Genomic DNA, 21,465 nt, shown 5'->3' with positions numbered 1-21,465 from the left:
TGAGGGATGAAAAGTTTTATTCCTCACACTTATGATTTCCTTTCCTACGACTCTCCCGCCTGAAATCGTTGACGGCTTACCAAATATTTCTGGTTGGGAGAAAGAAGTTCTTGCGGTAGTCAACCACAACAAACCTATTTTTTTACCTTCAACCAATCTGAGGTTAGAGGATGTGAATGCGGTATTTGCGATCGCTTTACACATGCACCAGCCAACTATCCCCGCAGGATACAACGGCGGACTGATCAGCAATCTGCAATATATGTTTGAACATCCCAACGAAGGCGACAACCACAACGCCGCGCCTTTTGCTTATTGCTATAGTCGCATGGGTGATTTCATTCCCGAACTTGTCAGCCAAGGTTGCAATCCCCGCGTCATGTTAGATTACTCTGGCAATTTGTTGTGGGGATTACGCCAGATGGGACGCAACGACATCCTTGACAACCTCAAAAAAATTACTTGCGATTCCAAATATCAACCTTATGTTGAATGGTTAGGAACAATGTGGAGTCATGCTGTTGTTCCTTCCACACCAATACCCGATATTAAATTGCATATTTTAGCTTGGCAACAACATTTTGCTGCTATTTTTGGCTGGGACGCATTGGCAAGAGTCAAAGGATTTTCACCGCCAGAAATGCACCTACCAAATCACCCTGATACTTTATTTGAATTTGTCAAATCTCTCAAAGAGTGTGGCTATCTTTGGTTATTAGTCCAAGAACATTCTGTAGAAACAATCAATGGTGAATCTCTGAGATATAAACATCTACCACACCGTTTAATAGCGCGTAATTCTCAAGGTGAAACAATTAGTATTACAGCCTTAATTAAAACTCAAGGTTCTGATACAAAATTAGTTGCTCAAATGCAGCCATACTACGAAGCTAAAACACTCTCTAAACAACAAATAGATAATGTATTAGTACCACCGATAGTCAGTCAAATTGGTGATGGGGAAAATGGCGGTGTGATGATGAATGAATTTCCCAGTGCTTTCAAACAAGCTTGGTGGGATATGGTTAATCATGGCGGTGGTAAATCTGGCGTTGTCGGAGTGTGCGGTACAGAATATTTAGAGTTAATTACAGCCGCAGGTTGTAACCCCGAAGATTATCCAACTTGTCAGCCAGTAGGACAGCATCTCATTTGGCAAAGAGTTGCATCCGATAATTATCACCCCGAAGCTGTGGAAAATGCCATCCAAGAATTAAAGCAAAGTAATCCTCACTTTCATGTAGATGGTGCTTCTTGGACAAATCATATTAGTTGGGTAAAAGGATATGAAAATGTATTATCTCCTATGAATAAACTCAGCAGTTTATTTCATGAAAAGACAGATAAAATTTTAGTCAACGATGAGTCTGGTGTAATTACTAAACAATCCCAATATCGGCAGGCATTACTCTATAATTTATTGCTGCAAACTAGCTGTTTTCGCTATTGGGGACAAGGTACTTGGACAGATTATGCTAAAGCAATTTATCAACAAGGAGAAGCTTTACTGCACGCAAATTTTTAAAATCTAGGGCTGACACACAAGTGCTGTAATATCGTAGACGCGCAAGCGGCTTCCCGTAGGGTACCGCCGAGGCGCAGAGGAATAAGAGTTGTAGAGGAATATTGAGTAATACCATTTCACTTTAAAAATGATACGGATATGCAAGTAGCGCCTCGACTTCGCTCGGCGACCAGAAGCAGAGTTGCAGAGGAAGCGATTTCTATCAGTAATTTCGTGAAATGGTATAAGTCACGGCTATACAGACAAAACCCTTTATTTTATATTAGTCCGCGTTCAGCTTTGCTATCGCCGCAGCCCAGGCGGACTGCGTTTTTATAGCCGCGAATTCCATTCGTCGGGGCTTGTAAATTTAATTAAATGTTATTCAAATAATTACTGAAGTTGAATTAAAATTATTGCAAATAATTTAATTTAAATTTAGATAAAAATATTGAGTAAAAAAATGTTGTGGCATAAATGGCAACTATTGTTAGGAACTGCGGCATTAGTATTGCCATTAACGTTTAGTTTAGCTCACCCAAGGATAGGGATAAATCAGGCGATCGCTCAAAATCTCATTCCAGTAAAACGCCAACATCGTACAGCACTCATTATTGGTAATTCCAATTACAAATCAGCCGATACATTAGTTAATCCTGTCAACGACGCTACAGACATTGCTAATTCCTTACGTCAAGTGGGATTTGATGTCACTCTCCTCAAAGATGTAGATTTGAGACAGATGGAAGAAGCCATTGAAAAGTTTAATCGCCAACTGCGCCAAGGCGGAGTAGGGTTATTTTACTTTGCTGGACATGGAGTGCAAGTAGACGGAGAAAATTATTTAATACCTGTCAATGCGCGACTAGAACGGGAACAAGATGTGCGTTATGAAGCGATGGCGATGGGTAAAGTTCTGAATGTGATGGAAGATGCAAACAACGATGTCAATTTTATTATTTTAGATGCTTGTCGGAATAATCCCTTTACTCGTCAATGGCGATCGCTCCAACGTGGGTTAGCAGCACCGACGCAAGCTGTTAAAGGCACGCTCATTGCTTATTCTACTGCACCAGGGACAGTTGCTTTTGATGGCGATGGACGCAATAGCCCTTATACTACAGCTTTATTACGTAATATGAAGGCTCCGAACCTAGATGTGGAACAAATGTTTAAACAAGTAAGGGCTGATGTTCTCAATACAACTAATGGCAAACAAACACCTTGGGAATCTTCGTCTTTAATTGGTTCTTTTACTTTTAATTCAACAAATGATCGTAACAGAAATAATATGACATCTTCTGTTACCACACCTCAATCACCCCGCAATCAAGAAATCATCACCACCCCGCCGACTCCGCAGCCTTTGACTTCACCCAAAACAACATATTTTGCTCAACAGCCGAGTTTAGTAGAAGTCACAACAGACGACAATCAAGCCAAAGCTTTAGGCGCAACTTATTACTTTACAATTAACTTGCCAGAAGGTGCGGGGACATCTCTCCAACAAATTACAATTAACCAGCGTGAAGGTGCAGAATATATCCGCTTTCGTCTCAAAGAAACTGTCGCCTTTAAAGGAGGACGTTCTCAAACAAGAGAGAAACTGCAACTCAAAGATATTAGCAGCGATCGCAAAACCCAAACCATATCTTTTACTTTTGATCCGCCAGTTTCACCTGGAACAAAAATTACCATTAGTTTAAAAGCCCAACAAAATCCCCAAAGAGGTGGCGTTTATCTCTTTGGTGTGACCGCATCGCCAATTGGAGAAAAACCTCACAGTCAATTTTTAGGTTTTGGTAGATTACAGTTTTATCAACATATTTAAAAAGGCAGGAGGCAGGAAAAATTTATAAAGTAAAATAACGCTATCTCCCTTGTCCACCTTGCCCTCAGTCGATGAACTTCACCAAAATCACACCAAGGGCAAAAGTATTTTAAATTCCGAACCCACCCCTTCTTGGGAACGAAAATCTAATTTACCGCCATGTCTTGCGGTGATAATTCGGTAACTAACGCCTAAACTAGTTTCTACATCAGCCCGTTTTTCCGTTGAAAAAGAATCAAGAATTTGTTTTTGTGCTTCTTCTGACATTCCGGGGCTATTATCAACGATGCTAATACAAACCCAACGAGAATCCGGGGCATTTGGGTGGGTTGGTGCTTGAGAAATAACGGCTGTAGTGATGATAATTTGGGGTTGATTTATGTCAGAACAAGATGCTTGTTGAAACTGTTGGCGAACAGCTTCATCTAATAAGCCATCTACAGTCTGACTAAAAATATTCATTAATACTTGGTGCAGTTGTCCCATAAAGCAAGGAACTGGGGGAATTTTGCCATATTTCTTGACAATTTCAATTTCACCTTTTAAACGGCTTTTTAACAAAAGAATAATCCCGTCTATACAAGCGTTAATGTCTACTGGTTTGGGATAAATTTCATCAATATGGCAGAAATTTTGTAAACTGGTGACGAGTTTTTTTAATCTTTCTGCACCAGTGTGGGCGCTGGCTAAAGCTTTGGATAAATCTTCTTCTAAAAAATCAAATTCAATTTCATCTTTGAGATAGTTAATGGCGGCGGAAGCTTCGGGTAAATCTTCGGAGTAAGCAGCTATTAGCTTGAGTAAGTCTTGACTATATTTTGAGATGTAAGTTAAATTGCCCCAAATAAAACCAACGGGGTCTAAAATTTCATGGGCTACGCCGTCAACTAAACGCCCTAAACGTGCCATTTTATCATTTTGAATCATTTGGGCTTGACTACGTTCGTAGCGTACTTGAGTTTCAATGCCGCGAATTTGCCAAGCTGCTAAACTCAAGTCGTGAATATCTAATAATTTGTAAGTATTTGTTTCTGTTTTGACAACAATCGGTTCGGCAAAAAGTTCAGGCGATCGCTTGAGTGTATGCTGCATTGCTGTTAAAATCGTCGTCGTCTCTGGTAGCAGCATAATTTCTGTACGTGCATAGCTGTAAAGCTCGTTAATGTTGGCTTTAGCAAATAACTCTTGTCCAAAAGGACGAATCAGAAATTCTAGAACACGTCGCCGCGAAATCATCCCCAAAAATTTTCCCCGTTCTTGTAAAACTACACCTGGTAAGCGCGGGTATCTTTCTAAAAAATTAGCTACTTCAGTGCATGTACAACTAATATCTACAGCAAAGTCATACATAGGCAATTCTTGTAAATTTGACTCTAAACTGAGATAGTTATTGCTGGCAATAGATAAAACTGGTGGTGAAATTAAAGCAGTTAATTCTGATGACACTGGCAACCCTGAGATATATAAGTTTTAACAACTAGTTAATAGGTAAAAAACTGAGATTTTAAAGTCTATTCAGTAAGTATGCAGCTATCAATATAACGATGTAACGCAAGTTAAACATATCAAAAACCCTTACTAATAGGAACTTAGCGAACCTCGTGCGTTAGCTTTATTTGTCCTAACTGACTTAGATTCTTATTTTATTAACAGAAGGATAATTTAAACAACTTAATTCATCAAAATATTAACTAATAATAACAAAAATGAGAATTTGCCAGATTTTAGGTAGTAGTGGCCGTGAAAATACTTGGAGTCTTGCGGAAAATTAGCGCCATACATAATGTTTACTAAAATTATTCCATTTTGGTATTGCGGATTGCTGATTTTTGTAGTAGAAATCAACCACAGACACTCTTGAGTTGAGCCAAATTAAGTTAAAACACGCATATCAGCAACTCAGAGTGATCCCCAAATGTTTAAAGACTGTGAATCCTTGATGAAAATGCGTGGAAGATAACACACTAATCAGCTAATTTACAGTAAGTATAAACATTAGGTAATTAAACGTCACCTAATCCTATGCCTGTTAACCGATAATTCAGAACTATTTCGGAAATCAGGCAATCTCAACCAAAACAATCATCCGTAAATGCACTCATGTAAAATGACTATACTAAAACTCACGGGCGCTAGTTGGCGCTTAAGCAAGACTACGAATTAAAGATAGTCTGGTTGTGTCAATGATGTTGAATTATCCGTACATGATTTTGATCCCCATTTCGATAAAATGACTAGACATAACCTCAAAACTTTCAACCGCTTTTGACTGCGACACCCATGAATCAACTGAACAATGGTTTCACGATATTTCTGAGTCTGCTAGTCGAAGCGATGCCGTTTTTGCTTCTAGGGGTTTTATTCTCTAGTTTGCTGCTGTTTTTTGTTGATGAGCGCAAATTAGTCGAAAAAATGCCCAAAAATCCCCTATTGGGGGCTTTAGTTGGCAGTATGGTGGGTTTTTTATTTCCGGTGTGTGAGTGTGGCAATGTGCCGGTAGCGCGGCGCTTGCTGATTCAGGGCGTACCCACACCTGTAGCGATTGGTTTTTTACTAGCAGCGCCAACGATTAACCCGATTGTGATTTGGGCAACTTGGACGGCGTTCCGCGATCAGCCAGAAATCGTGGTTTTACGGGTAGTATTTTCCTTATTGATTGCCACAACTGTTGGCTTTGTGTTTAGTTTTCAAAAGGACTTGACTCCCATAGTCCAACCTGCGATCGCCCGTTATATGAAGTTTAATCCCCCAGCGAAAGTCGAAACCCAACGGCGGGGTAAACGTTACCAACTTCCCCCAGAATCAACAACACCAACTTTGTTGCAATCTGGGACATATATTTTGGGAGGGAAAGCAGGTACACCCAACCGGATGGATGGCACAGCAGATGACCCCCTAGCAAACTCAAATAAACCACTGGCGGCAAAACTCCGGCTGTTGATGGATAACAGTATCCAAGAATTGCGCGAACTGGGCGGAGTTATGGTAATTGGTAGTGCGATCGCAGCTGCTATCCAAGTCTTTGCACCCCGCGATTTAATCCTGAGCCTCGGTGCTGGCCCGGTTAGTTCCATCATCGTGATGCTAATTTTGGCAGCCGTTGTCTCAATTTGTTCCACAGTCGATTCCTTTTTTGCCCTATCCTTTGCATCAGCATTTAGTAGTGGTTCCTTGCTGGCATTTTTGGTATTTGGGCCAATGATCGACATTAAAAGCGTTGGGTTAATGTTATCCATTTTCAAGCCAAGAGCAATTTTCTACCTCTTTGCCTTAGCCGGACAATTGACATTTTTATTCACGCTGTTTATTAACTTGCACGTTCTTTAAAGTGCTGAGTGCTGAGTGCTGAGTTAAAAGATGGATACGTCTGATAACCAATGACAAAGGACAAAATGCAAAGTCTGATTGGAAGAAACCTCCAATCAGACTTTGTAAGAGAGGACAAATGACAATGACACCTAAAGCTCAACGCCTGAATTTATTACTCTCTTGGCTGGATGTCATAGCCATCACAGCTTGGGGAATTTTAATGTTGAAATACTGGCTGACTGGCAAGCTGAATTTGCTGATTCACCCAAATTATTTTGGTTTGGTGTTAGTAGCTGGTATTGCCTTAATTATTGTTGGCTTATTCAAAATGCAAGAACTTTGGCAACGTCATCGCCGCGATATTTTGCCAAATGTCCAGCATATAACTTTATTTCCGCCTGGTTGGGGTGGCGCGTTGCTGTTAACGGCGGCCATTTTAGGTTTCATTATTACACCGCAAGTTTTTGCCAGTGACAAAGCCCTCAACCGTGGCGTGAGTGATTTACTGGGAACTTCCCGAATTAAACCCCAAGCCTTCCGCGCTTCGGTTCGTCCAGAGGAGCGATCGCTAGTAGATTGGGTAAGAACTCTCAATGTTTATCCCGAACCCGACGCATACACAGGACAAAAAGCCAAAGTCCAAGGCTTTGTAATTCGTCCTCCAGATTTAAGCAAAGAATATATATTTCTCGCCCGATTTATTCTCTCATGCTGTGCGGCGGATGCTTACCCCGTCGGTTTACCCGTGAAATTACCAGCCAATCCCGAACAATACAACCCTGATACCTGGTTAGAAGTCGAAGGACAAATGGTTACAGACAACCTCAACGGGAAACGCCAACTCACCATTGTGGCGAACTCTGTCAAAAAGATTCCCCAACCCCAAAATCCCTATAGTTATTAATCATTTGTCATTTGTTCTTTGTTAATGACCAATAACCAATGACTAATGACCAATGACCAATAACCAATGACTAATGACCAATGACTAGCAAAACCCTGATCCAACCACTAGATCGTGTAGCGATCGCCTTGATGCTGCTGCTGAGTTTGCTGATTGGCTTTATCATCTTCCAAGGTGATGTTGTGTCTCCCCGCGTCCGCACCTTTACTTGGCAAAATCAGCAAATTGGGGCAGATGATATTGCCTTTAGCCTCACCTTTAGCCGTCCAATGAATACTAAAAGTGTTGAGGATAACTTAAAAATTGAGCCACCCTTAGCCGGAAAATTTAGTTGGGCAGGTAGGCGGATGGTTTATACACTGTTAACACCTGCTCCCTACGGTACAAACTATAAAGTTCAGCTACAACAAGCAAAAGATAAATTTGCTCAAAAAGGTACTAACAGTAAAGTTATTCAGCCTTTTGTTGGCAGTTTTCGCAGCCGCGATCGCGTGATTATTTACATCGGTGCTAACCCAGAAGAACAAGGGCAATTAATTCTCTATAACTTAACCCAAGAGCAGAAAAAAGTCCTGACTCCCAAAGACGTGACGGTAATGGATTTTAAACCATTTCCCAACGGTGAAAAAATCTTATTTTCGGCTCGCACAGCCAACAACCAAGATTTACTTTCTGCCCAGTTATATACCGTCACCACCGGAATTGCTGGCGAGTCGGACACCAAACCAGAACCAGCCGCGAAAGTTGATTTGATTTTAGATAATAAAGATTATCAAAACTTAAAATTTGACTTATCAGCAGACGGACAAACGATCGTTGTCCAACGTGGGAATAAAAATAATCCCGGTGACTTTGGCTTGTGGTATCTACCAACCACCTGGGATAAATCCAGTCCCAAACCTGCTCCCCAGCGCCTACAAAGCCAGCCAGGGGGCGATTTTATGATTACTCCCGATAGCAAAGCTGTAGCCGTTGCCCAGGGTCAAGGGGCTGCGATACTACCACTACAAAAAGATGCGAGTAAACCCTTAGATTTTTTACCGCAATTTGGCTTAGTGCAAGCCTTTTCTAAAGATGGTTCTCAAGCAGCGATGGTCAAATTTAATACAGACTACACCCGTGACTTATTTTTAGTCACTAATCAAGGTGTGCAGAAACCTTTGGTAAAAACCACAGGTTCAATTATCGATTGTCAATTTGACCCAGCTTCACCCACCTTATATTGCTTGTTAACTCAGTTAATCACCCAAGCAGAATATGTAGAGCAACCTTATTTAGTTGCCATCGATTTGAAAACTGGACAACAAAGACCGTTATTAGTTTTACCAGTTGATCAGCGAAATGTAGAAATGAGTTTATCACCGGATGGGCTGGGTTTATTGTTTGACCAAGTAGTGCCACAGGCCGATAACGCACCCGCACCTGCTAATAGTTTAAAGACAGATGACGGTGAAGCGATCGCTACTAGCAGTTTGTGGTTAATGCCATTATTACCTATTGCTGATGCCGCCGTGACCACCATTAAACCAGAAAAGCTACCCTTAGTTGGCTTTCATCCCCGTTGGCTACCTTAATTTAGAGACGCGAAATTTCGCGTCTCTCGTAGTTTGTCAGCACTAAAGTAACAGATGTTGCGGGTTGATGGTTGCTGATGTTGCTTGGTAATCTTCCGGTGCGCTTTCTTTTCTCAGATAAAAATTCACGACAATATATCAGGAATTACTGTAGGCTGTGTGTTGTAGCTTGTAAAATTGCGTGATTAAATTAACAACATCTTGAACACTAAACACTTTATCCCATTCATGAACTGGAACTTTAATTTTCAATCTTTTTTGAATTTCTAGAACAAAATCCATAAAATCGTCTCCGTCTGCCCTCAAATCATGAATTAATTTGTCTGTTAACTGTGGCTTTGTTCCTGGAATACAAACGAAGAACTCTAAAAGCTCTAAAACAATTTTTTCAATATTTGATTCTTCTATATTAGACATAATATAAAGTAAGATTTAATCATCATTTATTAATAGAAATTAACCACAGACGTAGGTTGGATGTAGCGATAGCGAAACCCAACAAAATCTTGATAATGTTCTACATTTGTAGCTAAAATATTAAGGTGCATCTATTTCAACTCGGTGTTTAATATTGTCAAAGCTTTATCCTAATTCGTGCATAAACTTTTCTACATCATCAATACAAGAAAAATAATAGTTATCTTTTTGCCGAATATCATCTCCTGTTTCATATTTTCCACTTTCGTGAACATCCCGCCGTAACTCTTTAATAATTACATGATATGGTGTTTTTTCTCTTTTTTCTGCTTCTCTAACTGTGATTAAATATAAGTATTCCTCTAAGTAATCTTCCCTTTTAGGCGTGAATGAGAGTTTTGGAAGCTTATTAATTAAAATCCAGCCCAAATATTCAGGGTCATTTGTATCTTTTCTAAAACCCCATTGTTCCCCATTATTTAGTTTTTTATTCAGTTCTATTTTATCCATACAAATATTTTGAATTAAATTTTAAAGAAATCACACTTCAACTGATTCAGGAAACTGACGCTTTAACGCTGGAAACACAGGACAAGGCGCTTGTTCTTGTAAATTCTCTGGTTTACTCCAAGTGAAAGGTGCTTTTTGCGCCGCAGACATCCATAACAAACGCTTGGCGCGTGTCATCGCCACATAAAGTAAACGATATTCTTCCGCAGTTTTTAAGTGTTTGGCTTGTTCCCAAGCTTGGCTGACATCAGGTATACCCGATTCTCCGTGGAGGGCGGCGCGAATTTGGGCGCGGGCGACTTCTGATAAGGTGAAGTCTCCTAAAAACTGGCTTTGGGGTGGAACCCAAAAACGACCAGGAATCAAATTCTCATGCAGAAAGGGAATGAAAACATAGTCCCAATCTAACCCTTTGGCTTTGTGCATGGTAATAATGGTGAGTTGATTCGGACGGGTGTAATGTGCTTCTAAGTCTTCGGTTTCCACAGGTTCAAAGCGTTCGGAATTGACAATTTCGCTTAAAGCTGACAGCATTGCACCCATTGAACTACCGCCAGATATTTGCTGATTGACTCGTTCTGCAAGTTTGTCAGCAGTCGCCAATTCTGCTTGGTCATAATTCAACGCCAAAGCGAGAAAGGAAATTAACTGATAAAGCGGTAATTCCATACGGGCGCGGAGTAAGCTACGACACAAATGAGCCGCTTTTTCAACTGGTTCGGCTTGGGGTGCAGCTAAGGGGCCTGGGTATAAAAATTCTTCTGGTAAACTAGCGAGGGCGTTGAGGTCTTGGGTAGGAATTAATTGCCGTTGTACCAGTACTTCTAAGGCAGCTTTCAGGTAATCTGGGGAGTGGGGTCGATCGCAAAATTGCAGTAATCCTAAAATTTCTTGGGGTACATGAGAACGGCGATCGCGCTCACCCACATCGTAAAGTGTAATATTATGCTCTTTACATACAGGTGCTAACATTTCTGCCAACCATCGACCTTGGCGATTTTCCCTCACTAACACCGCCGCACGGGTATTACTGGGGTCTGGTGCAAATAACTCCACTACCCTTTTACCCAGCAGTTCAACTGTGTGATGAATATCGCGCGGTGTGTATAGTTCTAACCCTTTACCTTCTGGTGCTGGGTTAGCATTTTTTTGCGGGTCATTCGTACTCACTGGGTAAATTATCTGCTGGCGGAAGGGAGAAGCAGCCGGAAGACGTGGCGATTTTTGATTTTTCGCACCATAAAAACTATTCACCCATTCCAGGGCAAAGTTAGCCGCAGCAATAATAATTCTTGTACTGCGCCCAGCTTGATTCATCGTTGCCAATTTTGCCACGCGATCGCACTCTTCACAAAATTGCCGAAAATAAATTGGGTCGGCTGGTGTAAAAGTAGAGTTAATTGCTTGGTTAGGATCACCAACTCTCACGAGGTTGAGTGCTGAGTATTGAGTGCTGAGTGGTGGTTCGACTTCGCTCACCAACCGAGAGTGGGGAGTGGTGGTTCGACTTCGCTCACCAACCGGGAGTTGGGAGTTTAAAGAAATCCTCTTGTCCCCCTTGTCTCCCTCACCCCCCTGATCATCACTTGCCAAAATCTCTAACAACCGAGTTTGCAAAGGGCTAGAATCTTGGGCTTCGTCTTCAAACACAGCGAAAACTTGGTTTTGTTCAATGCGACGGGCGCTATCATTTTCTAATACGCGCAGGGCGGCGAGAATCATGTCGTCGTAGTCAATGAAGTCGCGCGATCGCATTAAGTTTTGGTATTGTTCGTATAATCCCGCCGCTATGCTTAAAATGGCGTAATTATCTGAAGTTTCGTGACTCCAATTTTGTAGTTGTTCGGGCGATATTCCTGAACTTTTGGCTTCGTGAATGACTGTTGTTGCTAAGTCTGGTAAAACTTCAGTTCGCAATACAGATTGACGACGCAACCTTTCTGTTTCTTCACCGTCAAATTGTTGTCCTTCTAGTAACCGGAAGTATATTTCAGCATTATTATTAATCCATTGTTCAACTGCTGTGCGAATTAAGCGATGGCTTTGACTAGGGGTAATTAATGTCAGATTTTCTAATTCCAACCCCGATAAATTAGGATAACGACTGGCTATATTCAGCGCCAAACCATGTAATGTGTAAACAGCAAAACCTGTTTGCGGCAAAGATAAATCGTCACGTAAATATTTCCGAATTTTCGCTTTAATATTGGCAGCCGCAGAACGAGTAAAGGTCACAACTACCAACTGACGGTGAACCGAAGAACGCGATCGCGCCAAACGTTCATACTGACGCGCAATTGCGATCGCCGCCGCCGCCGCCATCCCCGTCGATTTCCCCGCACCCGGAACCGCAGAAACCGCTAATGGCCCTGATTCCCAATCAGCCATCTGTTGTTGTCCTTGGCGTAAGCCGTTACGAATCGCCAATATTTTTTCGCGCAAAGACAAAACCTGCGGCGATGACTGAGATAATTCCGATGGAGCAGATTCTAAAGGCACAGTAGCAGTAAAGTTGGTATCTGACATATCACAATCTGAGGCTGAGGGGAAAAGTATGAAGTCTGAAGTGTGAATTATGAAGTCTGAAATTTGATTATTTAACACAATTTGCAACTTATTTTTAAACCCTTCTCCAAACTTCTTCCCTGCGAGGAGATAAGCTTTGATTCTTGCTCCCCTTCCCTTGTAGGGAAGGGATTGGGGGTTAGGTTTGAGATAAAGTTGCACACAGCGTTATTTAGCCTCCTGCTTCCTACTTTTAACCAATGACCAATGATAAATAACAAATGACTAATAGTAGACATTATCTCGGTTTAGTTGGGGCGATCGCTCTGGGTGCAATTTTGCGCTTTTGGCATTTAGATTTAAAACCTTTGTGGATGGATGAAGTGATTACAGCCATCTTTAGTTTAGGTAAAAATTATCATGATTTGCCTTTAGATGTTTTATTTCCTTTAGAACGTGTCCAGGAAATTTTCACCTTTCATCCTGGCGTTAGTTGTTCACAAATCGCTACTAATGTTGATACACAGTCTACCCACCCACCTTTATTTTTTTGTGCGATGTATCGCTGGTTAAGCTGGATGACTCCTTTAGGAACAGAGTGGGTAACTAAATTGCGATCGCTACCTGCTTTATTAGGTGTCGCCATTATCCCGGCGATATATTGCTTAAATCGCATTGCTTTTTCCCAGTCATCGGGAATTATCGCTGCTTTGGTGATGGCGACTTCCCCCTTTGCTGTCTACCTTTCCCAAGAGGCGAGACACTATACTGCACCAATGTTGCTGATTACTTTGTCGTTACTCGGATTGATCCAGATTCAGCGCGATATATTTGAGCGATCGCGTTTGCGGTTTTGGGTTTGGCTATCTTGGACAGTTGTGAATATTCTTGGTTTTTATGTCCACTATTTTTTCGTTCTTGCGTTGATTTCAGAAATTGCTACTTTAATATTTATAGCTTATCGATATCAACTTCATATTGCAATTATCAAAAAAATCTGGCTATTTTTATTGCTTTCTCTGACTACTATTGGCATCAGTTTTCTTCCTTGGTTATTTGTTATTTTCAATCATGCCCAGCGTACAGAAACCAATTGGTTGCCAACCCCTAGCTACATTTCCCCCTTATATCAAACTTTAATTAACTGGGTTTTGATGCTCATTAATTTCCCTGTAGAAAAGCAACCTCTACCAGTGGCAATTATTAGTGTTTTAATCATGGTATCGTTTTCTATTTGGGCAGTAATAAAAGTTTTTCAAGGATTAGATTTTTTATTATCCAATAATAAAAATAATATCTCAACTATTACTCTGTTAACTTTTACTATTGGTGTAGTTTTAGAATTTTTCATTATTATTTACATTTCCCAAAAAGATATTTCTGTAGTTCCACGATATCACTTTGTTTATTACCCAAGCTTTTGTGCTTTATTAGCAGCCGGGATTAATTACACCAGGAAAAGTCAAAAATCAATTTTTATTTTCTTAACTATTAGTATTATTAGCTGTATTTTTGTAATTTTTAACTTCGCTTTCCAAAAGCCTTTTCTACCGGACAAGGTAGCTCAAAATATGAATTTAGATCCAACTATTCCCACAATGCTAGTTACTGGATATGGTAGTTATCAAGATGTAGCATTGGGTTTAAGTTTTGCTTTAGCTTTAGAACCATTAAGAAATGCAGATAAATCAGATCACTTTGCCTTTATTAATCAAAACTCGCCTGTAATTCCTTTTTGGCAAAAGCTTGCACAATTCTCTGTAAAAGATGTATCTCAGCTAAACTTATGGATAGTCGCCCCTGGTTTACGAAGACGGGATTATCAACCACAAGTTAAGTTATCTAATGAACAAATAATTTGTAATATCGACCCGACACAACATTATCGGATAGGCATTCCTTATCAACTTTATCGTTGTATAGTAGGAGGAAGTGGTTCGGCTACTTCGGCTGCGCTCAGTACAAGTTCGCTCACCAACCGGAGGCAGAAGGCAGAAGTTAAAAGTCTTACTATGTACTGAATAACCATTTTTTAAATGTCCTTACCTGCACTTTGACTGCTAATCAGTGATGCTTTTACTTGTTTCAAGCAGTATATGAGCAGATTAATATGACGATAAACTTTCCTATGAAATTATCACACTTACCAGACAGTTTGCCATTAGAGGGGGCTGTTCGCATAGAGTTAGTGGAAGGAGTACCAATATTTCGGGCTTCTATTTTAGTTCAGAAGAGAATTGAAGAATTACTAGCTAAACAAAAAGAAGTTCCACTTACTAACAAAGAGGAACAAGAATTAACTGAGTATGAAGAGTTAGATGATTATTTAAGTTTGATTAATCGACTTATCAGAAATATATCCATTAATCAAATATAAGGGAATAGATATTTGTCTACTAATCGTTATATCAGTGAAGCTATTCAAACTCAAGTGAGAGAAAGAGCTAAATTTCTATGTGAATATTGTCATGCTTCTGAAAAATGGCAGTATGTTTCTTTCACAGTAGACCATGTAATTCCTCTAGCAAAAGGTGGTGCTAACTCAATTGATAATTTAGCTTTGGCTTGTTTTCATTGCAATCGCAAGAAATCTGATAAAATCAAAGTATTTGATGAAAATACGTCATCAGAAATTCCTTTATTTAATCCTCGCACTGATAATTGGACAGAACACTTTATTTGGTCAAAAGATACACTATATCTTATTGGTTTGACACCTATAGGATGCGCCACAGTAGCAGCATTAGCATTTAATCGAGAAAGAATAATTAATATTCGTGCTGCTGATAGAGAAATTGGCAGGCATCCACCAGAAAACGACCCAATTCAAAGCGAGGAGTCATAAGAAGTTTTTAACTAATAAACTATTCATCAATTAACCAAGGTTCTTTAGTTACTTCCTCATCCAAAATTTTCTTTGGACGCACAATAACAATTAATTTACCCAAGATAGAAATTTCTGGTTCTGTTTCTAACCATTGAATATCTAAAGTTCCGTTATTATCAATCACAAAATAGCTAGAGTTATCCCATTGTCTTTGAGCGCGGTCAACAACTAAGAGTACTTCTTCTCGTCTGTTTTGTGTTTGGGCTTGATTGGGGAGGCGATCGCTATCTGCTAATATCACTACTGGATCTTCGGCATTTAACAAGGCTTGCCAACCCGGTAAGGGAACCCATGCTTGTTCGCCAGCAAACTTGACTATTTGGAATGGTTCACTAGCGGTAATTAAAGGTACAGCTTGCAAATCTTGGGGCGTTAAAGGTAATTTTCCCGCCACCGCTAAAATCCGTGGTAGTTCATCTTCAGAGTCAAAGCGGTAAAATGGCAGCAAGGGAACCGGACGCTTGGGAACACGGGTAAAATCTACCAACAGTTGTTCTAGTTGCGTTCTTGCGGAATCTGTGTGAGCAAAACGCAATCCTTTAGCTATTAAACGCGATCGCTCTGTCAAATCAGAATTTTGTCTGGCTAATTTCCAAGCTTGGTAAGCCACCGCATCCCCCGCATCAGATGAAAATCCTTCGGGTAAATTGCGTAACCAAGAATAATCTTTAATAGCCTTGGCTATTTCTCTCGCCCCATCAACATCCAGTTTATGTATAAAGGCTAATTCTGCTGCTGCTGCTCGTTCTTCTTGGGAGAGTAAGCGTAATTCATATAAAACATCACTACCTCTTGTACTGTAGTGCGATCGCGCCGCTTCTGATGCCCCGACTTTTTCTATAGAATTATAAACTTGAGCGCCAACCACAACTTGATTTTGTTGAATTGGCTCAAATCCAGTTGCTTCAAAAATTTCTTGCTGATTATAGCCAGACTTTTGCAGAGTGGCGATCGCAATTCCCCATTCTACCCAATTACCTTGCTTTTGCCTGAGCTGACGCAGTAACTCCTGGGCGTTGTCATTTCCAGAGGTGTCAGGGTTTGGGGCGTTGAGTGGTAAGTCAGTCATAATTGGCAGGAGCAACTTGAACTAAATAAAACTACCGATACCTGATCGGCAAGTCTTATTCTAATCTTTAATAGCGGACTATCTCTCACTCTAGCACCAAACAAAATTATAGGTTATCAATAGTACACGCAAGTTCTGGATTAGAACTGATCAGTACCTTCACGCAAGGCTTACGCACCATCTATCAACTAAGCTTGGTGTGGAATATAACACTATAGTAAATTATTTACAGGAATTATCTCATGGATAATCCCACGCAGGAATTAAATACAAGTCGTCGGCAAACAGCTACTCTAGAAAGAGCAAAAAAACTCAAAATATTAGTAGTGGATGATGAGCCAGATAATCTGGATTTACTCTATCGGACTTTTCGGCGCGACTTTCACGTTTTAAAAGCTGATAGCGGTATCAATGCCCTAGAAGTTTTGGCAGCAGAAGGAGAAGTGGCAGTCATTATCTCTGACCAAAGAATGCCAGAAATGAAGGGTACAGAGTTTCTGAGCAAAACTGTGCCGCAGTTTCCCGATACAGTTAGGATTATTCTGACGGGCTTTACTGATATTGAAGACCTAGTAGAAGCCATCAACGCTGGACAAGTCTATAAATATATCACCAAGCCTTGGGACCCTGGCGAACTCAAAGCAGTCGTCCAAAGAGCCGCAGAAACCTATGATTTGTTAAAGCAACGCACAGAAGAATTACGCCGCGCTAATGCTCAAATGGCGTTATTGTCTGTGTTAGTGCAAGTTACCCAAGCCGCAGAAAATTTAGAATCAATTCTCAAACCCATTGCTACAGCCTTTAGTGATAGTTTTGCTACTGATGGCTGTATTTTGCAGTTAGTAGAGGGAAATCAATTAGCAGGCGTTTCTGGTTCTCATAGCCGTGCTGGTACTACTCTCAACTGGCTAGACAAAGACCCCTTGGTAAATGAAGCGATCGCCACTGGCAAAGTCCAAGTCGCCTTAAATGTTGCTAAAGATCCTAAACTCGCTGCTGTATCCCACTATCAAGAAACTGGTGTGCAAGCACATTTAGTTATCCCAATTACCTACCGGAATGATATGTTAGGTGTGTTGTCACTCCAATGGCAACAACCTTGCTCTTTGCGAGAAGATGAACTGAACCTGATTAATTTATCAGCTCAACTAGTAGCGATCGCTCTGACTAGTAGTCGCTGCTATCAAGGAACTCTGTAGTTATTAGTCATTTGTCCTTTGTCATTGGTCATTGACTAATGACTAATGACTAACGACCCATGACTAATCACCAATGAATGAAGAAGTTCGTGCCATTTTTGACAGTATTGCTCCCGTGTATGACCAGCTAAATAATTGGTTGAGTTTGGGACAACACCGGATATGGAAAGAAATGGCGATTAAATGGAGTGGCGCTAAACCTGGAGACACCTGTATTGATTTGTGTTGCGGGAGTGGTGATTTAGCGTTGCGTTTAGCACGGCGTGTAGGTAATACAGGAAATGTCTATGGTGTGGATTTTTCACCCAACCTACTCGCCACTGCTCAAGAACGCTCTCAACAACAATACCCCCAACCCGCCATCACTTGGGTAGAAGCTGATGTTCTCAATTTGCCTTTTGCGAACAACCAATTTGATGCAGCGACAATGGGATATGGATTAAGAAATGTTACAGACATTCCCCAAAGCCTGAGAGAAATTCACCGCGTTCTCAAGCCCGGTGGAAAGGCGGCAATTTTAGATTTTCATCGCCCAAACAACCAGCAATTAAGAGCGTTTCAACAATGGTACTTAAATTCTATGGTTGTACCAATGGCTGAGAGTCTGGGCTTAAAAGAACAGTATGCCTACATCAGTCCCAGCTTAGATCGTTTCCCTAGAGGAGATGAACAAAAAGAACTAGCCCAGCAAGCTGGTTTTGCATCGGTTACACATTACCCCATTGTGAACGGTATGATGGGAGTGTTGGTAGTTGGTAAATCTGAGATTTGAGATTTGAGGTTTTTGATTGGCGCTGCTGGCAAAGAAGCAGAAGTCTTTGAGAAATCAATATCCGAGTCTAAATTTCCAAGTTCAAAATTGGCAAGTCCAAAATCCTGTGGATTGGTCTCATCTTTGGCTTTATGTATCTCCCCCGATATTAGGTGGGGTAATTGGCTATTTCACAAACGATATAGCCATCAAAATGTTATTTCGTCCCTACCGAGCAATTTATATTGGTGGACGACGAGTGCCTTTTACTCCCGGTTTGATTCCTCGCAACCAGGAGCGTTTGGCTACAAATATTTCTAATACCATTATGGGTTCGCTGCTCACGCCAGAAGAATTACAAAATCTGGCGCGGCGCTTGTTGCAAACAGAACGAGTCCAAGGGGCAATTCTGTGGTTGTTACGGTTAGCAATTGAACAAATTAAAGCAGATAAAGACCAAAAAAGTGCTAAAATAGTCGCCGGAATTTTGCGTGATTTGCTAGGCGAATCGCTACCGCGCTTGTTAAAAGTCTTAGCCAGAAGAGAAGACTTTTTAGAAGCGCAAATCAATCAAATTTTTGATCAAGTCCTGCTAGATTTGCAATTGACTGATGAGCAAGCTACAAGATTAGCTGATTGGTTATTGCAGACGGTTTTACCTCCTGATGTGTTGCGTCAGGCGATAGTTGATTTTTTAACCGATCGCACAATTCAAATTATCGATGAAAGCTTTCGAGAAAAAACTAGTGGTACTTATTGGGTAGTCGCTAATTTGTTCGGCTTACGAAATACTCTTACCAGACTGAGAACTTTTTGTTTGGATGAAAAAGAAGCCACAAATGCGCGGTTGCAAGAATTAACCCAAGATTTGCAAGTGCGCGATCGCCTGAAAAAAATCCTGCAAAATTTATCATTACAAAACTTACCCATTGGTACAGTCAGACAGTTACGCAAAACCACCCGCGAAACAGTCCGCCAATATATTCAAAGTACTGGCGGCGACTTACTACAAGGATTCACTGATTCTGTAAATTGGGAAAATATCGCTACATTATTGCTGAATCGCTTGAGTGCTTCACCTGTGGTCAATTCTTCTTTAGAAGTGGTCAGCTTAGAATTAGCTTTGATTTTAGAACGTTATTTAGAAAAAGATTTAGAAGCTATTGTGGCGCAAGTCATTCCAATTTTGTCCATCGACCAAGTAATTATTGACCGTGTCAAGTCAACTTCTCCGGCTGATTTAGAAGCAGCTATCGAAGGAATTGTCAAAAATGAATTACAGGCTATCGTAACTTTAGGTGGAGTTTTGGGTTTTATTGTCGGGTTATGCCAAACAGCATTTTTAATCTTGAGTCAGCAGTAAATCATACTAATTCTGTATGAAAATGCACAGAATCTTAAGAGGCGAACCGCCAAGGCTCTAGAGCTTCACATTCAACGTAGAGACGTTGTATACAACGTCTCTACAAAATTTATAGGGTACAGATTCATATTAAACTGATATTATTAGTTAAATTAAGATTTATCGATTACGGCAAGATATGAAGATAAGTCTTCTTCTTCAAATGTATCTGAATATAGTTTTTTAGTAAAAATTTTCAGAATATCTTTGATGGAAACTTCTTTAACCCTAATTCCATCAACGTCATATAACTCTCTACTTTGAATTTGAGTGACTATCCATACTTGACGATTTTTACCTTGGATTTGTAGCGTTTTTTTCTTGGAACCACCATCAGTTAATCGAACATCAATTGTTATTTGAGAATTTTTTAATTTATTAACATAATTCTCAATTTGCTCTTTTTTATAATCTTCAAAAGTTTGTCTGAGCGTGCAGTCATACATAACTACTAAACTTCCAATAATAAAAAAACCATCTGCTCTACCAGCTTGATTTTTTTTGTCATATTGATATAAATTATGGATGCCCAGTAGTCGAAGAATCATAAATACATAATCCTCAAACTCTCCTGCATCTGAAATTGACAAACTATTACCTAAACATGAACTGATTTTATCTTTAATACCTTTGACATCATCAGAATTTTCTTTTTTAACTTGAGGTCTAGGCTTTGGTGTTTGCATATTTTCTTGCAATCGGCAAACTTCTACAGCCACTGTTTCTATCGAGCCATTCTTTTTTCTCCACTCATTAGTATTAAATTGAACTAGATCACCAATTTTCAAATCTTCAATACTTGTATCAATTACCTTATTTCCAAAGAAGAGTATGTCACCTTCATGCCCTGATATTTTGATATTAGGAATTATATATCCATAAGGTGCTTTACCTTCTATGATATTGATACTCCTAATTTTGCCTGTAAATTTCATAATTTGACTACCATGACAAACAGCTTTTCCAAACATAGGATTCCCTAGAAAAGCAAGTTTGTAACATTTACAGCCTGAAGCGATCGCCTAACTCAAAATTTGTGCTAAATCCAAAATAAACCCTGGTAAAACATCCTCTCCACTCAAGCTACTAGGAGATTGTAAAATTTCAACTTCTTTTCCTTGTCGATAAATTTCTACTCGTTGATTTTGCGGATCAATTAGCCAGCCTAGACGCACACCGTTATCCATGTACTCCCGCATTTTAAGTTGCAATCTTTCTAGGCTATCTGTAGCAGAGCGCAACTCTATCACAAAATCAGGAGCCATAGGTAAAAACTTGGCAGGATCAGGATTTAAAGCTGCGATTCTTTCTTTTTTTACCCAAGCCGCATCAGTCGATCGCGTTGCACCATTAGGAAGAATGAATCCCGTGGAAGAATCAAAAACTAAGCCAGTACCATCAATATCTGCCCAATTATTCAATCGTTGACTTAAACGACTATTACGATTTCCACTTTCCCATCCCGTAGGCGGCATAACAATGATTTCCCCTTGCGCTGTTCGCTCAAAACGTAAGTCTCGATGATTTTGACAAATTTGAAAAAACTGCTCATCCGTTAACTCAATGACGGGGCTGAGGTCAAGAATCAAAGCAGTCATATTTG

Annotated in this window: 18 protein-coding genes and 1 pseudogene; 12 read left to right on the top strand and 7 right to left on the bottom strand. The window is 40.3% G+C overall.

Annotated features, from left to right (window positions below):
• The first annotated feature begins 31 nt into the window (after positions 1–31).
• The 3 genes and pseudogenes from H6G77_RS21870 (at position 32) to H6G77_RS35830 (ending at position 3,335) form a co-directional block, all read left to right on the top strand.
• Positions 32–1,525 (top strand): glycosyl hydrolase family 57, encoded by a 1,494-nt coding sequence (locus H6G77_RS21870; RefSeq protein WP_190872724.1) that lies wholly within the window; start codon positions 32–34, stop codon positions 1,523–1,525.
• A 442-nt stretch (positions 1,526–1,967) separates the two neighbouring features.
• Positions 1,968–2,744 (top strand): annotated as a pseudogene (locus tag H6G77_RS35835) (caspase domain-containing protein); the annotation flags it as partial.
• Between the two features lie 51 nt (positions 2,745–2,795).
• Positions 2,796–3,335, top strand: a complete 540-nt coding sequence (locus H6G77_RS35830) for a DUF2808 domain-containing protein (protein ID WP_396019796.1) — start codon at positions 2,796–2,798, stop codon at positions 3,333–3,335.
• A gap of 87 nt (positions 3,336–3,422) precedes the next feature.
• On the opposite strand, the gene H6G77_RS21860 is transcribed toward H6G77_RS35830, so the two are convergent.
• Positions 3,423–4,781 (bottom strand): sensor histidine kinase, encoded by a 1,359-nt coding sequence (locus tag H6G77_RS21860; protein ID WP_190588795.1) that lies wholly within the window; start codon positions 4,779–4,781, stop codon positions 3,423–3,425.
• Between the two features lie 834 nt (positions 4,782–5,615).
• Between H6G77_RS21860 and H6G77_RS21855 the strand changes: the two genes are divergently transcribed.
• The 3 genes from H6G77_RS21855 (at position 5,616) to H6G77_RS21845 (ending at position 9,122) form a co-directional block, all read left to right on the top strand.
• Entirely contained in the window at positions 5,616–6,662 is a 1,047-nt protein-coding gene (locus H6G77_RS21855) for a permease (RefSeq protein WP_190588794.1), read from the top strand.
• Positions 6,663–6,786: 124 nt separating this feature from the next.
• Positions 6,787–7,548 (top strand): TIGR03943 family putative permease subunit, encoded by a 762-nt coding sequence (locus tag H6G77_RS21850; protein WP_190872722.1) that lies wholly within the window; start codon positions 6,787–6,789, stop codon positions 7,546–7,548.
• An 80-nt stretch (positions 7,549–7,628) separates the two neighbouring features.
• On the top strand, positions 7,629–9,122 hold the full coding sequence (locus H6G77_RS21845) for a hypothetical protein (protein ID WP_190588792.1): 1,494 nt from the start codon (positions 7,629–7,631) through the stop codon (positions 9,120–9,122).
• Positions 9,123–9,260: 138 nt separating this feature from the next.
• Here the strand turns inward: H6G77_RS21845 and H6G77_RS21840 are convergent, their stop codons facing one another.
• The 3 genes from H6G77_RS21840 to H6G77_RS21830 form a co-directional block, all read right to left on the bottom strand.
• Complete coding sequence (locus H6G77_RS21840) at positions 9,261–9,539, bottom strand: hypothetical protein (protein ID WP_190588791.1); 279 nt, start codon at positions 9,537–9,539, stop codon at positions 9,261–9,263.
• A gap of 165 nt (positions 9,540–9,704) precedes the next feature.
• Positions 9,705–10,049: a hypothetical protein gene (locus tag H6G77_RS21835; RefSeq protein WP_190872721.1), complete on the bottom strand. Its 345-nt coding sequence runs from the start codon at positions 10,047–10,049 to the stop codon at positions 9,705–9,707.
• 30 nt (positions 10,050–10,079) lie between these two features.
• Positions 10,080–12,575, bottom strand: coding sequence for an ATP-dependent helicase (locus tag H6G77_RS21830; protein ID WP_190872720.1), 2,496 nt, complete (start codon positions 12,573–12,575; stop codon positions 10,080–10,082).
• Positions 12,576–12,835: 260 nt separating this feature from the next.
• On the opposite strand from H6G77_RS21830, the gene H6G77_RS21825 reads away from it, so the two are divergent.
• The 3 genes from H6G77_RS21825 to H6G77_RS21815 all read left to right on the top strand — a co-directional run bounded on the left by H6G77_RS21825 (position 12,836) and on the right by H6G77_RS21815 (position 15,399).
• Complete coding sequence (locus tag H6G77_RS21825) at positions 12,836–14,575, top strand: glycosyltransferase family 39 protein (RefSeq protein WP_242049281.1); 1,740 nt, start codon at positions 12,836–12,838, stop codon at positions 14,573–14,575.
• 107 nt (positions 14,576–14,682) lie between these two features.
• Positions 14,683–14,931, top strand: coding sequence for a hypothetical protein (locus H6G77_RS21820; protein ID WP_396019795.1), 249 nt, complete (start codon positions 14,683–14,685; stop codon positions 14,929–14,931).
• A 12-nt stretch (positions 14,932–14,943) separates the two neighbouring features.
• Complete coding sequence (locus H6G77_RS21815) at positions 14,944–15,399, top strand: HNH endonuclease (protein WP_190673070.1); 456 nt, start codon at positions 14,944–14,946, stop codon at positions 15,397–15,399.
• Between the two features lie 19 nt (positions 15,400–15,418).
• Here the strand turns inward: H6G77_RS21815 and H6G77_RS21810 are convergent, their stop codons facing one another.
• The gene (locus tag H6G77_RS21810) at positions 15,419–16,510 is read right to left on the bottom strand and encodes a RuBisCO accumulation factor 1 (RefSeq protein WP_190872719.1); all 1,092 of its coding nucleotides are present in this window, start codon (positions 16,508–16,510) and stop codon (positions 15,419–15,421) included.
• A gap of 242 nt (positions 16,511–16,752) precedes the next feature.
• Between H6G77_RS21810 and H6G77_RS21805 the strand changes: the two genes are divergently transcribed.
• The 3 genes from H6G77_RS21805 to H6G77_RS21795 all read left to right on the top strand — a co-directional run bounded on the left by H6G77_RS21805 (position 16,753) and on the right by H6G77_RS21795 (position 19,823).
• The gene (locus H6G77_RS21805) at positions 16,753–17,709 is read left to right on the top strand and encodes a response regulator (RefSeq protein ID WP_190588785.1); all 957 of its coding nucleotides are present in this window, start codon (positions 16,753–16,755) and stop codon (positions 17,707–17,709) included.
• Between the two features lie 73 nt (positions 17,710–17,782).
• Positions 17,783–18,481 carry a bifunctional demethylmenaquinone methyltransferase/2-methoxy-6-polyprenyl-1,4-benzoquinol methylase UbiE gene (gene ubiE, locus H6G77_RS21800; protein ID WP_190872718.1) on the top strand — a complete coding sequence of 233 codons (699 nt, stop codon included), beginning with the start codon at positions 17,783–17,785 and terminating at the stop codon, positions 18,479–18,481.
• A gap of 106 nt (positions 18,482–18,587) precedes the next feature.
• The gene (locus H6G77_RS21795; RefSeq protein ID WP_190588927.1) at positions 18,588–19,823 is read left to right on the top strand and encodes a DUF445 family protein; all 1,236 of its coding nucleotides are present in this window, start codon (positions 18,588–18,590) and stop codon (positions 19,821–19,823) included.
• A 152-nt stretch (positions 19,824–19,975) separates the two neighbouring features.
• Here H6G77_RS21795 and H6G77_RS21790 read toward each other — a convergent pair whose 3' ends face one another.
• A complete protein-coding gene (locus H6G77_RS21790) occupies positions 19,976–20,833 on the bottom strand; it encodes a hypothetical protein (RefSeq protein ID WP_242049280.1) in 858 nt (285 codons plus the stop codon).
• A gap of 51 nt (positions 20,834–20,884) precedes the next feature.
• Positions 20,885–21,460, bottom strand: a complete 576-nt coding sequence (locus tag H6G77_RS21785) for a Uma2 family endonuclease (protein ID WP_190872717.1) — start codon at positions 21,458–21,460, stop codon at positions 20,885–20,887.
• Between the last annotated feature and the right edge of the window lie 5 nt (positions 21,461–21,465).

Source organism: Aulosira sp. FACHB-615, from assembly GCF_014698045.1.
Taxonomy (GTDB): domain Bacteria; phylum Cyanobacteriota; class Cyanobacteriia; order Cyanobacteriales; family Nostocaceae; genus Nostoc_B.
This window is presented reverse-complemented; position numbering and strand designations above follow the sequence as displayed.

What these genes read in the sequence shown, in the direction of transcription:
- H6G77_RS21870 (WP_190872724.1), top strand. Translation starts at nt 32, where the DNA reads ATGATTTCCTTTCCTACGACTCTCCCGCCTGAAATCGTTGACGGCTTA.
- H6G77_RS21835 (WP_190872721.1), bottom strand. Translation starts at nt 10,049, where the DNA reads ATGGATAAAATAGAACTGAATAAAAAACTAAATAATGGGGAACAATGG.
- H6G77_RS21820 (WP_396019795.1), top strand. Translation starts at nt 14,683, where the DNA reads ATGAAATTATCACACTTACCAGACAGTTTGCCATTAGAGGGGGCTGTT.
- H6G77_RS21840 (WP_190588791.1), bottom strand. Translation starts at nt 9,539, where the DNA reads ATGTCTAATATAGAAGAATCAAATATTGAAAAAATTGTTTTAGAGCTT.
- H6G77_RS21810 (WP_190872719.1), bottom strand. Translation starts at nt 16,510, where the DNA reads ATGACTGACTTACCACTCAACGCCCCAAACCCTGACACCTCTGGAAAT.
- H6G77_RS21830 (WP_190872720.1), bottom strand. Translation starts at nt 12,575, where the DNA reads ATGTCAGATACCAACTTTACTGCTACTGTGCCTTTAGAATCTGCTCCA.
- H6G77_RS21845 (WP_190588792.1), top strand. Translation starts at nt 7,629, where the DNA reads ATGACTAGCAAAACCCTGATCCAACCACTAGATCGTGTAGCGATCGCC.
- H6G77_RS21785 (WP_190872717.1), bottom strand. Translation starts at nt 21,460, where the DNA reads ATGACTGCTTTGATTCTTGACCTCAGCCCCGTCATTGAGTTAACGGAT.
- H6G77_RS21790 (WP_242049280.1), bottom strand. Translation starts at nt 20,833, where the DNA reads ATGTTTGGAAAAGCTGTTTGTCATGGTAGTCAAATTATGAAATTTACA.
- H6G77_RS21850 (WP_190872722.1), top strand. Translation starts at nt 6,787, where the DNA reads ATGACACCTAAAGCTCAACGCCTGAATTTATTACTCTCTTGGCTGGAT.
- H6G77_RS35830 (WP_396019796.1), top strand. Translation starts at nt 2,796, where the DNA reads ATGACATCTTCTGTTACCACACCTCAATCACCCCGCAATCAAGAAATC.
- H6G77_RS21855 (WP_190588794.1), top strand. Translation starts at nt 5,616, where the DNA reads ATGAATCAACTGAACAATGGTTTCACGATATTTCTGAGTCTGCTAGTC.
- H6G77_RS21825 (WP_242049281.1), top strand. Translation starts at nt 12,836, where the DNA reads ATGACTAATAGTAGACATTATCTCGGTTTAGTTGGGGCGATCGCTCTG.
- ubiE (WP_190872718.1), top strand. Translation starts at nt 17,783, where the DNA reads ATGAATGAAGAAGTTCGTGCCATTTTTGACAGTATTGCTCCCGTGTAT.
- H6G77_RS21805 (WP_190588785.1), top strand. Translation starts at nt 16,753, where the DNA reads ATGGATAATCCCACGCAGGAATTAAATACAAGTCGTCGGCAAACAGCT.